This window comes from Bacillus sp. MBGLi79, assembly GCF_002953915.1.
The window spans coordinates 118133-132025 of sequence record NZ_CP026521.1; the positions used below are offsets into that span (position 1 = coordinate 118133).

The window sequence follows — 13893 nt, forward strand, 5'->3', positions numbered from 1 at the left end:
GATCAGGTTGATAGGTCTGAGGTGGAAGTGTGGCGACACATGGAGCTGACAGATACTAATCGATCGAGGACTTAACCACATTTTGAATGATGTCACACCTGTTATCTAGTTTTGAGAGAACACTCTCAACTTGTTTGGTGGCGATAGCGAAGAGGTCACACCCGTTCCCATACCGAACACGGAAGTTAAGCTCTTCAGCGCCGATGGTAGTCGGGGGTTTCCCCCTGTGAGAGTAGGACGCCGCCAAGCAAGTTTAAACCCAACTCATTGAGTTGGGTTTTTTGTGTTCTGTTTTATTGGTATCATAAAATTCCACTTAACTGTATAATATAATAACTTTATACCGAATTTTAAATCAGCATTCAGGTTTTATGGGCCGGGAAAATGGAAATAATAAAGGATAGAGCGAGAAAGTTGAAAATTCCTGAGAAACGGCTTATAGTAAGATTAAAGTCAAATATAGTCAAAGTCAGTAAAGGAGGGGGTTGAGTGGGACATAATATTTCTGACATCATTGAACAATATTTAAAACGAGTGTTAGATCAAAATGGCAAGGAAATTTTAGAGATTAAACGAAGTGAAATTGCAGATAAATTTCAATGCGTTCCTTCCCAAATAAATTATGTCATCAACACCAGGTTTACAAGTGAAAGAGGATATATTGTTGAGAGCAAACGCGGGGGCGGCGGATACATCAGAATCATTAAAATTAAAATGAACAATGAAGTTGTCCTGATCAATAATATTATTTCTCAAATTAGTACCCATTTGTCTCAAGCAGCCTCTGATGACATTATTTTAAGGCTATTAGAAGACAAGGTGATTTCAGAAAGAGAAGCAAAAATGATGGTCAGCGTAATGGACCGCTCAGTTTTACACATTGACTTGCCTGAACGTGATGAATTAAGAGCAAGAATGATGAAGGCTATGCTGACTTCTTTAAAATTAAAATAAGCGGGTGAAAAGATTGATTTGTCAAGAGTGCCACGAGAGACCAGCCACTTTTCACTTTACAAAGGTTGTTAACGGAGAAAAAATAGAAGTTCATATTTGTGAACAATGTGCCAAAGAAAATAGTGATTCATATGGTATAAGTGCAAATCAAGGTTTCTCTATTCATAATTTACTTTCGGGTTTGCTGAACATGGATTCTTCATTTCAAAATGCAGGGACTCAAATGTTCAGTCACTCGGAGCAAATATCTGCTTGTCCGAAATGCGGAATGACGTTTCAGCAATTCAGAAAAATTGGCCGCTTTGGATGTTCTGAATGTTACAAAACATTCCATAGCAACATTACACCTATCCTACGTAAAGTGCACAGCGGAAACACTGTGCATGCAGGGAAGATACCGAAACGAATAGGTGGCAATCTTCATGTTAGACGGCAGATCGATATGCTGAAAAAAGAATTAGAATCCTTAATCCATCAAGAAGAATTTGAAAACGCAGCTCATGTGAGAGATCAAATTCGTTCTTTAGAACAATCACTCAAAAGTACAGATAGTGAGGAGGAACAGGGGTAATGTCGCTAAAGCATTTTATTCAGGACGCACTAAGCAGTTGGATGAAGCAGAAGGGACCTGAAAGTGACATTGTACTCAGTAGCCGCATACGTTTAGCAAGGAACTTTCAACATATTCGGTTCCCTACGCGGTATTCCAATGAAGAAGCCTCATCCATCATACAGCAATTTGAAGATCAGTTTTCAGAGCAAGAAATTCCCGGAATCGGCAAATTCGTTTTGATTAGAATGAATGATGCACAGCCTTTAGAAAAGCGTGTACTTGTTGAAAAGCATCTAATCAGTCCGAATTTGACAGAGTCTCCTTTTGGCGGCTGTTTGCTTTCTGAAAATGAGGAAGTAAGCGTCATGCTAAATGAAGAGGATCATATTAGAATACAATGTCTTTTCCCTGGATTTCAGCTTCTAGAAGCAATGAAAGCCGCGAACCAGGTCGATGACTGGATTGAAGAAAAAGTTGATTATGCATTCAATGAGCAGAGAGGGTACTTAACCAGCTGTCCTACAAACGTAGGTACAGGTTTAAGGGCTTCAGTCATGATGCATCTGCCGGCGCTGGTTTTAACTAGGCAAATAAATCGAATTATACCGGCAATTAATCAATTAGGCTTAGTTGTTAGAGGAATTTATGGGGAAGGCAGCGAAGCAGTAGGGAATATCTTTCAAATTTCAAATCAGATCACGCTTGGTAAGTCCGAGCAGGATATTGTAGATGATCTTAACAGTGTTGCTGCCCAGCTGATTGAACAAGAGCGATCTGCCCGAGAAGCGATTTATCAAACTTCTAAAATTGAACTTGAGGATCGGGTATATCGGTCTTATGGGGTCTTGTCTAATTGCCGGATGATAGAATCTAAAGAAACTGCAAAGTGCCTTTCAGATGTTCGGTTAGGCATAGACCTAGGTATTATAAAAGGACTTTCAAGCAACATACTTAACGAACTAATGATTTTGACGCAGCCAGGTTTTTTACAGCAGTACTCGGGAGGCGCTTTGCGTCCGAACGAAAGGGACATTCGAAGAGCGGCTCTCATAAGAGAACGGCTTCACTTAGAAATGAATGGGAAAAGACAGGAGGATGAATCGATATGATGTTTGGAAGATTTACAGAACGGGCTCAAAAAGTACTGGCGCTAGCACAGGAAGAAGCACTTCGTTTAGGTCATAATAATATTGGCACTGAGCATATTTTATTAGGACTGGTAAGAGAAGGAGAGGGCATTGCTGCCAAAGCTCTTCAAGCGCTTGGACTCGGTTCAGATAAAATTCAGAAAGAAGTAGAAAGTTTGATCGGGCGCGGGCAGGAAATGTCTCAAACGATTCATTATACTCCTAGAGCTAAAAAAGTCATTGAACTTTCGATGGATGAAGCAAGAAAACTCGGTCATTCTTATGTCGGAACAGAACATATTCTTCTTGGCCTGATTCGTGAAGGAGAAGGTGTTGCCGCGAGAGTTCTGAATAACCTCGGTGTCAGCTTAAATAAAGCAAGACAGCAGGTGCTCCAGCTTCTTGGAAGCAATGAAACAGGATCATCAGCGGCAGGAACAAACAGCAATGCGAATACGCCTACGCTTGATAGCTTGGCAAGAGACTTGACTGCTATTGCGAAGGAAGACAGTCTTGATCCTGTAATCGGCAGAAGCAAGGAAATCCAGCGTGTCATTGAAGTGTTAAGCCGCAGAACGAAAAACAACCCTGTTCTCATTGGTGAACCAGGTGTTGGTAAAACGGCTATCGCAGAAGGTTTGGCACAGCAAATTATCAATAATGAAGTACCCGAAATCTTGCGTGATAAACGTGTGATGACATTAGACATGGGAACGGTTGTTGCCGGCACAAAATATCGCGGAGAATTTGAGGATCGCCTGAAGAAGGTCATGGATGAAATTCGCCAGGCAGGAAATATCATTCTATTCATCGATGAGCTCCATACATTAATCGGGGCAGGCGGAGCAGAAGGTGCTATTGATGCATCTAATATCTTAAAACCTTCACTTGCTCGCGGTGAGCTCCAATGTATTGGAGCAACGACTCTTGATGAGTACCGTAAATATATTGAAAAAGACGCAGCACTGGAACGCCGTTTTCAGCCGATCCAGGTAGATCAGCCATCTGTCGATGAAAGTATTCAAATTTTACAAGGTCTTCGTGACAGATACGAAGCCCACCACCGTGTTTCTATCACTGATGATGCCATTGAAGCTGCGGTTAAGCTTTCTGACAGATATATTTCTGACCGCTTCCTTCCGGATAAAGCCATTGACTTAATCGATGAAGCTGGTTCAAAGGTGAGACTGCGCTCCTTTACAACGCCTCCTAACTTAAAAGAGCTTGAGCAGAAGCTTGATGAGGTTCGTAAAGAGAAGGATGCGGCAGTGCAAAGTCAAGAGTTTGAAAAAGCTGCTTCCTTGCGTGATACTGAGCAGCGCCTGCGCGAGCAAGTTGAGGATACGAAGAAATCATGGAAAGAGAAGCAAGGGCAGGAAAATTCAGAGGTTACTGTGGATGATATTGCGATGGTTGTATCCAGCTGGACCGGTGTGCCTGTATCTAAAATCGCCCAAACTGAAACTGATAAGCTTCTCAATATGGAAAACATTCTTCACTCTCGTGTCATCGGCCAGGATGAAGCGGTTGTAGCTGTTGCAAAAGCCGTCAGACGTGCGAGAGCAGGGTTAAAAGATCCTAAACGCCCAATCGGCTCATTCATTTTCTTAGGCCCTACAGGTGTAGGTAAAACAGAGCTTGCGCGAGCACTTGCTGAATCCATTTTTGGCGATGAAGAATCCATGATCAGAATTGATATGTCTGAATACATGGAAAAACACTCAACTTCAAGACTTGTTGGTTCACCTCCGGGGTATGTGGGATATGATGAAGGCGGTCAATTGACAGAGAAAGTCAGAAGAAAACCTTACTCTGTCGTGCTTCTTGATGAGATCGAGAAAGCGCACCCTGATGTCTTCAATATCCTTCTGCAAGTTCTTGAAGACGGCCGATTGACTGATTCTAAAGGACGTACAGTCGATTTCCGCAATACCATTTTGATCATGACATCAAACGTCGGGGCAAGTGAGCTGAAACGCAATAAATATGTCGGCTTTAACGTTCAGGATGAGACTCAAAATCATAAAGACATGAAAGATAAAGTGATGGGTGAATTGAAACGGGCGTTTAGACCTGAGTTCATCAACCGTATCGATGAAATCATCGTCTTCCATTCACTTGAGAAAAAACATCTTACTGAAATCGTGTCATTAATGTCTGATCAATTGACGAAACGCCTGAAAGAACAGGATCTTTCTATCGAATTGACTGATGCTGCAAAAGCGAAAGTCGCGGAAGAGGGCGTTGATCTGGAGTACGGAGCCCGTCCGTTAAGAAGAGCGATCCAAAAACACGTAGAGGATCGTTTGTCTGAAGAACTCCTCAGAGGAAATATTCATAAAGGACAGCATATTGTTCTTGATGTAGAAGATGGCGAATTTGTCGTAAAAACGACTGCTAAAACGAATTAATATAGAAGACAGAAATGAGGCATACAGCATGTAAGTGTATGCCTCACTTTCATATCAAGAAATAGAACAAGGGAGAGGTCTTACACTATATATGGCTAAAACAAAATCGAAATTCATCTGCCAATCCTGCGGCTACGAGTCTCCAAAATGGATGGGGAAATGTCCGGGCTGCGGTGCTTGGAATACAATGGTGGAAGAAATGATTAAAAAAGCACCAGCCAATCGGAGAGCGGCTTTTTCTCATTCTGTTCAAACTGTACAGAAACCTTCACCTATTACATCAATCGAAACATCAGAAGAACCCCGCGTTAAAACCCAGCTTGGCGAGTTTAACAGAGTACTCGGCGGAGGTGTCGTTAAAGGCTCCCTCGTTTTAATCGGCGGTGATCCTGGTATCGGAAAGTCAACGTTATTACTGCAGGTTTCCGCTCAATTATCAGGCTCATCAAACAGTGTGCTGTATATTTCGGGAGAAGAATCTGTAAAGCAAACGAAGCTTCGAGCTGACCGCCTCGGCATTAATAATCCGTCACTGCATGTTTTATCTGAAACCGATATGGAGTATATTTCGTCTGCTATACAAGAGATGAATCCAGCGTTTGTCGTTGTTGACTCTATTCAAACGGTATACCAAAGCGATATCACATCAGCACCGGGCAGTGTGTCACAGGTCAGAGAATGTACCGCCGAGCTGATGAAAATTGCAAAAACAAAAGGTATCCCGATTTTTATCGTAGGGCACGTGACGAAAGAAGGGTCTATTGCAGGGCCGAGACTGTTGGAGCATATGGTTGACACTGTTTTATATTTTGAAGGAGAACGTCACCATACTTTCCGCATTTTGCGGGCTGTAAAAAACCGTTTCGGATCTACGAACGAAATGGGCATATTTGAAATGCGGGAAGAGGGGCTCACTGAGGTTTTGAATCCTTCAGAAATTTTCTTAGAGGAACGCTCTGCGGGTTCCGCGGGCTCGAGTATCACTGCTTCTATGGAGGGCACTAGACCGATTCTCGTTGAAATTCAGGCGCTCATCTCGCCAACAAGTTTTGGAAATCCAAGGCGTATGGCAACGGGAATAGACCACAACAGGGTTTCTCTGTTAATGGCTGTGTTAGAAAAAAGAGTTGGGCTGCTGCTGCAAAATCAGGATGCTTATTTGAAAGTGGCTGGCGGCGTTAAGCTTGATGAACCGGCAATTGATCTTGCCATTGCGATCAGTATCGCATCAAGCTTTAGAGACGCACCTCCAAATCCTGCAGATTGTTTTATTGGAGAAGTGGGATTAACCGGAGAAGTCCGGCGGGTTTCAAGAATTGAACAACGTGTGAAAGAAGCGGCAAAGCTTGGTTTTAAACGCATGATCATACCCGCGGCTAATCTGGATGGATGGACAAAACCAAAAGGGATTGAGGTTATCGGAGTAGCAAATGTTGCAGAGGCGCTTCGTACTTCATTAGGAGGATAATAGATGGAAAAAGAGAAAAAAGGGGCGAAACACGAGTTAGACCTGTCATCTATATTGCAGTTTGTTGCTCCGGGTACACCGCTCAGAGCGGGGATGGAGAACGTCTTGAGAGCAAATACAGGCGGTCTGATCGTTGTTGGATATAATGATAAAGTAAAAGAAGTGGTGGATGGAGGATTTCACATCAACACGGCTTTTTCTCCGGCGCATTTGTATGAGCTGGCTAAAATGGATGGAGCGATCATTTTAAGTGATTCGGGTCAAAAGATCCTATATGCGAATACACAGCTGATGCCGGATGCCACAATTGCTTCATCAGAAACAGGAATGCGGCACAGAACTGCCGAAAGAGTAGCTAAGCAAACCGGCTGTCTTGTGATCGCTATTTCTGAAAGAAGAAATGTCATAACGTTATATCAGGAAAACATGAAGTATACACTAAAGGACATAGGATTTATTTTAACCAAGGCAAACCAAGCCATTCAAACACTTGAAAAATATAAGACAATCCTCGATAAAACGATTAATGCACTGAATGCGTTAGAGTTTGAGGAGCTTGTTACCTTTAGCGATGTCTTGTCTGTCATGCATCGTTATGAAATGGTATTGAGAATTAAAAACGAAATAAATATGTATATCAAAGAGCTGGGGACAGAAGGACATCTGATCAAACTGCAAGTCATTGAATTGATTACGGATATGGAAGAAGAGGCCGCTTTATTTATTAAGGATTATGTAAAAGAAAAGATTAAAGATCCGTTTGTTCTTTTGAAGGAGCTGCAGGATATGTCCAGTTATGATCTGCTGGATGATTCCATTGTGTATAAGCTTCTCGGTTATCCTGCTTCTACTAATCTTGATGATTATGTATTGGCTAGAGGATACAGGCTGTTAAATAAGATACCGCGTCTTCCGATGCCAATTGTTGAAAATGTTGTAGAAGCATTTGGAGTCCTTCCAAGGATTATTGAGGCGAGTGCAGAAGAATTAGATGAAGTAGAGGGAATTGGTGAAGTACGAGCCCAAAAAATCAAAAAAGGATTAAAACGCCTGCAAGAGAAGCATTATTTAGACCGGCAGCTGTGATTTCGGTTAAAACCTGGTGAATACGGGTATATTAATGTTGGTTTTTGTTTATTCTGATATTCGTAGGGTGCATAAGACTTTGTGAAATTAAAATGTTTAAAAAGGAGGTGGGGGTATGTTAAAACGAATAGTTCAGGCGTTCTTCATTATTTTTGGCGGCGTTGTTGGTATATTTCTAATACCTGAATTGTTTGTACTGTTAAATATACAGGACATACCTTTAATAACAAACGCATATACGTCTGCGGCAATTGGGGCAATTATCTTTTTTCTCATCAGTATATGGGGTACAGAATACGTTGTGAACTGGGTGAAGTGGATAGAGGATTCATTGTTAAAAGCGCCGGTTCCAGATTTGTTATTTGGAAGTCTAGGCCTGGTTTTTGGACTTATAATTGCTTATCTTATCGTAAATGTTATTCCTTTAGACAATATACCTTACCGCATATTCAGCACAATTATCCCTGTATTTTTGGCTTTCTTCCTCGGTTATCTCGGCTTCCAGGTGGGCTTTAAGAAAAAGGATGAATTGATCAGCCTGTTTTCCATTTCCGCCAGAATGCAAAAGAAAAAAGGATCAGCTGAAGAAGAACATGAGGTTCAAGACAAGAAGCTGAAAATTTTGGACACTAGTGTTATTATTGATGGGAGAATAGCAGATATTTGCCAGACTGGATTTTTAGAGGGAGTTATCGTGATTCCGCAGTTTGTCCTTGAGGAATTGCAGCATATTGCCGACTCTTCCGATGTGTTAAAACGAAACAGAGGACGCCGCGGTCTTGATATCCTGAACCGCATTCAGAAAGAATTAGATATTGAAGTTGAAATTTACGAAGGCGACTTTGAGGATATTCAGGAGGTTGACAGTAAGCTCGTCAAACTTGCGAAGCTGACATCCGGGGTCGTTGTGACGAATGATTTTAATTTAAATAAAGTATGCGAGCTTCAGAAGGTAGCAGTATTAAACATTAATGACCTTGCCAATGCGGTCAAGCCTGTTGTGCTTCCTGGCGAGGAAATGAATGTTCAGGTCATTAAGGATGGGAAAGAGCATAATCAGGGAGTTGCCTACTTGGATGATGGTACGATGATTGTCGTTGAAGAAGGACGCAATTATATCGGCAAGCATATTGATGTACTCGTCACAAGTGTGCTGCAGACAGCAGCGGGACGAATGATTTTTGCGAAGCCTAAGCTGTTGGAGAAGGCGCTGTAAAGGGAGAAAAAACAATGAGTTATGATGTGGTGATTCCTGCAGCCGGACAGGGAAAGCGGATGAAGGCAGGGAGAAATAAACTGTTCATTGAGCTGAAAGGAGACCCGGTGATCATACACACATTAAGAGTGTTTGACAGCCACCGGCAGTGTGAAAAAATCATTTTGGTGATTAACGAGCAGGAGCGGGAGCACTTTCAGCAATTGCTGACCGATTATCCGTTTCAAACATCGATTGAGCTTGTTGCAGGCGGAGATGAGCGTCAGCACAGTGTTTATAAGGGGCTGAAAGCCGTAAAGCAAGAAAAGATCGTCCTTGTACATGACGGTGCCCGCCCATTTATAAAACATGAACAAATTGACGAACTGATCGCAGAGGCGGAACAGACAGGAGCGGCCATCCTCGCTGTTCCGGTAAAAGATACAATTAAACGCGTTCAAGATTTACAAGTCAGTGAGACGATTGAACGTTCAAGCTTGTGGGCTGTCCAAACGCCACAAGCTTTTCGTCTTTCTTTATTGTTGGAGGCTCACGCTGAGGCCGAGCGCAAGGGATTTTTAGGGACGGATGACGCCAGCCTCGTTGAACAGATGGAAGGCGGTTCGGTCCGTGTTGTAGAAGGCAGTTATACAAATATTAAGCTGACGACGCCAGACGATTTGACGTCAGCTGAAGCTATCATGGAATCAGAAAGTGGGAATAAACATGTTTAGAATTGGACAAGGATTTGATGTGCATCAATTAGTGGAGGGCCGTCCTCTGATTATTGGCGGAATTGAAATCCCGTACGTAAAAGGGCTGCTTGGCCATTCTGATGCAGACGTATTGCTGCATACTGTCGCTGACGCCTGCCTGGGAGCTGTGGGTGAAGGTGACATTGGCAAGCATTTTCCTGACACAGATCCTGAGTTCAAGGACGCAGACTCTTTCAAATTACTTCAGCATGTTTGGGGAATCGTGAAACAAAAAGGGTATGTCCTTGGGAACATTGATTGCACCATCATAGCGCAAAAGCCGAAGATGCTGCCGTACATAGAAGATATGAGAAAAAGAATCGCTGAAGGCCTTGAGGCAGAGGTTTCACAGGTAAATGTAAAAGCAACAACGACAGAAAAGCTTGGATTTACAGGCCGGGCGGAAGGAATAGCGGCTCAGGCGACTGTACTGATACAAAAAGGCTAACTTGTTTTGATGCCGGGTCTATTTGGTGGTAGAATAGATTCATACATTTTTGCCTGAGGCCATACATGACATGAAAGGAAGTATTTGAAAATGGGAAACGAAGTACGCGTCCGTTATGCACCGAGTCCAACCGGACATTTGCATATTGGAAATGCCAGAACGGCGCTTTTTAATTATTTATTTGCTCGCAATCAAGGCGGTAAGTTTATCATTCGTGTTGAGGACACTGATAAAAAGCGCAATATTGAGGGCGGAGAACAAAGCCAGCTGAATTATCTGAAGTGGCTAGGTATTGACTGGGATGAGAGTGTGGATGTCGGCGGAGAGTACGGCCCATACCGTCAGTCAGAGCGTAACGATATCTATAAAGTGTACTATGAAGAGCTCCTTGAAAAAGGGCTTGCTTATAAATGCTACTGTACGGAAGAAGAGCTTGAAAAAGAGCGTGAAGAGCAGATTGCCCGCGGAGAAATGCCACGGTATTCTGGGAAACACAGAGATCTGACTCAGGAAGAACAGGAGAAATTTATTGCTGAAGGCAGAAAGCCGAGTATTCGTTTCCGTGTGCCGGAAGGAAAAGTCATCGCCTTCAACGATATCGTAAAAGGCGAAATTTCTTTTGAATCAGATGGCATTGGCGACTTCGTTATTGTGAAAAAGGATGGAACGCCTACTTATAACTTCGCGGTAGCTATTGATGACTACTTAATGAAAATGACACACGTGCTGCGCGGTGAAGATCATATTTCTAACACACCGAAACAGATTATGATCTATCAAGCATTCGGGTGGGATATTCCTCAGTTCGGACATATGACGCTGATTGTAAACGAAAGCCGTAAAAAGCTCAGCAAACGTGATGAATCCATTATTCAATTCATCGAGCAGTACAAAGAGCTTGGCTACTTGCCAGAAGCGCTGTTCAACTTTATCGGACTGCTAGGCTGGTCACCGGTTGGAGAAGAAGAGCTTTTCACAAAAGAGCAGTTTATTGAAATTTTTGATGTAAATCGTTTATCTAAATCACCAGCTTTGTTTGATATGCATAAGCTAAAATGGGTTAACAACCAATATGTGAAGAAGCTGGATCTTGATCAGGTTGTTGAACTGACGCTTCCACATTTGCAAAAAGCCGGCAAAGTTGGCACTGAGCTTTCTGCTGAAGAACAAGAGTGGGTTCGCAAATTGATTTCCCTGTATCATGAGCAATTAAGCTACGGTGCCGAAATTGTTGAGCTGACTGATTTGTTCTTTGCGGATGAGATCGAGTATAATCAAGAAGCGAAAGCTGTTCTGGAAGAGGAGCAGGTTCCTGAAGTGCTCAGCACATTCGCTGCGAAGCTTGAAGAGCTTGAGGAGTTCACTCCAGATAATATCAAAGCATCGATCAAAGCAGTGCAGAAAGAAACTGGCCACAAAGGGAAAAAACTGTTTATGCCGATTCGTGTTGCTGTTACAGGGCAAACTCACGGTCCGGAACTGCCGCAATCAATCGAATTGATCGGTAAAGAGACTGCGATTCAGCGTTTGAAAAATATCTAAATAAATGATTGTTGACAGGGAAGAGTATAAAGCTTTAGGCCATTACAGAAAGGATCTTCATTGGCTGAGAGAGATCCATGAGCCGGGTTTTAGAAGTGCGCCCTTAAGACCTTTGAAGAACGTTTTTTAAAATCAGTATTCAAAGGCGGCCGCCGCCGTTACAGGCTGAAGTTGGGAGAGCAGGAGTCTGCTTTTCAAACAGAGTGGAACCGCGCGGTTAAAGCGTCTCTGTCATGTTTACATGCAGAGACGCTTTTTTTATTGGGCAGAGGAAATCAGATAGAGAAACGGGGGGAAGCATGTGTTTTTTAGAATGCTCAAAGAAGACATTGATACTGTTTTCGATCAAGATCCTGCAGCAAGAAGCTATTTTGAAGTGATTTTAACTTATTCCGGTTTACATGCTATATGGGCGCATCGGATTGCACATGCTTTATATAAACGAAAATTTTATTTCCTTGCACGCCTTATATCTCAAGTAAGCCGATTTTTTACCGGGATCGAAATCCACCCCGGCGCCACAATTGGGAGAAGATTTTTCATAGACCACGGCATGGGGGTTGTCATTGGGGAGACATGTGAAATCGGCAATAACGTAACCGTTTTTCAGGGGGTTACCCTTGGGGGAACGGGGAAAGAAAAGGGAAAAAGGCACCCAACGATTAAAGATGACGCATTGATAGCCACAGGTGCTAAAGTGCTCGGTTCAATTACGGTCGGTGAAGGCTCAAAGATTGGCGCTGGTTCAGTAGTGCTGCATGATGTTCCTGATTTTTCAACAGTTGTCGGTATCCCCGGACGGGTCGTTGTACAAAATGGCAAGAAGGTAAGACGCGATTTAAACCATCAGGATTTGCCCGATCCGGTTGCTGACCGCTTTAAGTCTTTGGAACAGCAGATTTTAGAGCTGAAGGCAGAACTTGAAGACAGAAAAGAAAGGATCAATCAAAAATGACAATCACACTTTATAATACATTGACTAGACAGAAGGAAACATTCGTTCCTCTTGAAGAGGGGAAAGTGAAAATGTACGTATGCGGACCGACAGTTTACAATTACATTCACATCGGGAACGCGCGTCCGGCTATCGTTTACGATACGGTTCGAAACTATTTGGAGTATAAAGGCTATGATGTGCAGTATGTCTCTAACTTCACAGACGTAGACGATAAATTAATTAAAGCGGCAAATGAACTTGGTGAGGATGTGCCTACCATTTCAGAGCGTTTTATTAAAGCATATTTTGAAGATGTAGGTGCGCTCGGATGCCGAAAAGCTGACCTTCATCCGCGAGTGATGGAAAACATGGATGCCATTATCGAATTCGTAGATCAGCTCGTGAAAAAGGGCTACGCTTATGAATCAGAAGGTGACGTTTATTTCAAAACAAGAGCGTTTGAAGGATACGGAAAGCTTTCTCAGCAATCAATCGATGAGCTAAGATCAGGTGCACGCATCCGGGTCGGAGAGAAAAAAGAAGATGCTCTTGATTTCGCACTGTGGAAAGCGGCAAAAGAAGGGGAAATCTCTTGGGATAGCCCTTGGGGAAAAGGACGTCCGGGCTGGCACATTGAATGCTCAGCAATGGTGAAAAAGTATCTGGGTGACCAGATTGATATCCATGCGGGCGGACAGGATTTAACATTCCCTCACCATGAAAACGAAATTGCGCAATCTGAGGCACTGACAGGAAAAACGTTTGCGAAGTACTGGCTCCATAATGGCTATATCAATATTGATAATGAAAAAATGTCAAAATCACTGGGCAACTTTGTGCTTGTGCATGACATCATTAAACAGCATGATCCGCAGCTTTTGAGATTCTTTATGCTATCTGTTCATTATCGCCATCCGATTAACTATTCAGAAGAGCTTCTAGAAAATACGAAAAGCGCATTTAACCGTTTAAAAACAGCGTACAGCAATCTTCAGCACCGTCTGAACAGCAGTACGAATTTAACGGAAGATGACGATCAATGGCTTGAGAAAGTTGAAGAACACCGCAAAGCATTTGAAGAAGCGATGGACGATGATTTTAATACGGCGAATGCGATTTCCGTCTTGTTCGACTTAGCGAAGCATGCCAATTACTATCTTCAGAAAGACCATACAGCTGATCATGTAATTACGGCGTTTATCCAGATGTTTGACCGTATTGTTTCTGTTCTCGGTTTTTCATTGGGTGAGCAGGAACTTCTCGATCAAGAGATTGAAGACTTAATTGAAAAACGAAATGAAGCGCGCCGGAATCGCGATTTTGCGTTGTCAGACCAGATTCGCGACCAGCTGAAAAGCATGAATATCATTCTTGAAGATACGGCTCAAGGCACTCGCTGGAAACGGGGAGAATAACG

12 protein-coding genes, 1 rRNA gene and 1 other annotated feature are annotated in these 13893 nt (G+C 42.8%); all 13 genes read left to right on the forward strand.

Going from position 1 to position 13893, the window contains the following annotated elements; all coding sequences use genetic code 11:
• The first annotated feature begins 133 nt into the window (after positions 1-133).
• Positions 134-249: ribosomal RNA gene (rrf, locus tag C1T29_RS00680) — 5S ribosomal RNA — on the forward strand.
• 240 nt (positions 250-489) lie between these two features.
• Positions 490-954 carry a transcriptional regulator CtsR gene (ctsR, locus tag C1T29_RS00685; RefSeq protein ID WP_071579242.1) on the forward strand — a complete coding sequence of 155 codons (465 nt, stop codon included), beginning with the start codon at positions 490-492 and terminating at the stop codon, positions 952-954.
• Between the two features lie 13 nt (positions 955-967).
• On the forward strand, positions 968-1525 hold the full coding sequence (gene mcsA / locus C1T29_RS00690; protein WP_014475591.1) for a protein-arginine kinase activator protein McsA: 558 nt from the start codon (positions 968-970) through the stop codon (positions 1523-1525).
• The gene (locus tag C1T29_RS00695) at positions 1525-2616 is read left to right on the forward strand and encodes a protein-arginine kinase McsB (RefSeq protein WP_095432281.1); all 1092 of its coding nucleotides are present in this window, start codon (positions 1525-1527) and stop codon (positions 2614-2616) included. The genes mcsA and C1T29_RS00695 overlap by 1 nt, the downstream gene beginning before the upstream one ends.
• The gene (gene clpC / locus C1T29_RS00700) at positions 2613-5045 is read left to right on the forward strand and encodes an ATP-dependent protease ATP-binding subunit ClpC (protein ID WP_014475592.1); all 2433 of its coding nucleotides are present in this window, start codon (positions 2613-2615) and stop codon (positions 5043-5045) included. The genes C1T29_RS00695 and clpC overlap by 4 nt, the downstream gene beginning before the upstream one ends.
• Before the next feature lie 91 nt (positions 5046-5136).
• Positions 5137-6513, forward strand: coding sequence for a DNA repair protein RadA (gene radA, locus C1T29_RS00705; protein ID WP_095432282.1), 1377 nt, complete (start codon positions 5137-5139; stop codon positions 6511-6513).
• A 3-nt stretch (positions 6514-6516) separates the two neighbouring features.
• Positions 6517-7599 (forward strand): DNA integrity scanning diadenylate cyclase DisA, encoded by a 1083-nt coding sequence (gene disA, locus C1T29_RS00710; RefSeq protein WP_014662516.1) that lies wholly within the window; start codon positions 6517-6519, stop codon positions 7597-7599.
• Positions 7600-7714: 115 nt separating this feature from the next.
• A complete protein-coding gene (locus tag C1T29_RS00715; RefSeq protein ID WP_014662517.1) occupies positions 7715-8815 on the forward strand; it encodes a PIN/TRAM domain-containing protein in 1101 nt (366 codons plus the stop codon).
• 14 nt (positions 8816-8829) lie between these two features.
• Positions 8830-9528 carry a 2-C-methyl-D-erythritol 4-phosphate cytidylyltransferase gene (ispD, locus tag C1T29_RS00720; RefSeq protein ID WP_069148827.1) on the forward strand — a complete coding sequence of 233 codons (699 nt, stop codon included), beginning with the start codon at positions 8830-8832 and terminating at the stop codon, positions 9526-9528.
• The gene (ispF, locus tag C1T29_RS00725) at positions 9521-9997 is read left to right on the forward strand and encodes a 2-C-methyl-D-erythritol 2,4-cyclodiphosphate synthase (RefSeq protein ID WP_071581924.1); all 477 of its coding nucleotides are present in this window, start codon (positions 9521-9523) and stop codon (positions 9995-9997) included. The genes ispD and ispF overlap by 8 nt, the downstream gene beginning before the upstream one ends.
• A gap of 90 nt (positions 9998-10087) precedes the next feature.
• Complete coding sequence (gene gltX / locus C1T29_RS00730) at positions 10088-11539, forward strand: glutamate--tRNA ligase (RefSeq protein WP_014662519.1); 1452 nt, start codon at positions 10088-10090, stop codon at positions 11537-11539.
• A 2-nt stretch (positions 11540-11541) separates the two neighbouring features.
• Positions 11542-11772, forward strand: a binding site (T-box leader).
• Positions 11773-11840: 68 nt separating this feature from the next.
• The gene (gene cysE / locus C1T29_RS00735; RefSeq protein WP_003225749.1) at positions 11841-12494 is read left to right on the forward strand and encodes a serine O-acetyltransferase; all 654 of its coding nucleotides are present in this window, start codon (positions 11841-11843) and stop codon (positions 12492-12494) included.
• Positions 12491-13891 carry a cysteine--tRNA ligase gene (gene cysS, locus C1T29_RS00740; protein WP_014662522.1) on the forward strand — a complete coding sequence of 467 codons (1401 nt, stop codon included), beginning with the start codon at positions 12491-12493 and terminating at the stop codon, positions 13889-13891. The genes cysE and cysS overlap by 4 nt, the downstream gene beginning before the upstream one ends.
• The last annotated feature ends 2 nt before the right edge of the window (positions 13892-13893 follow it).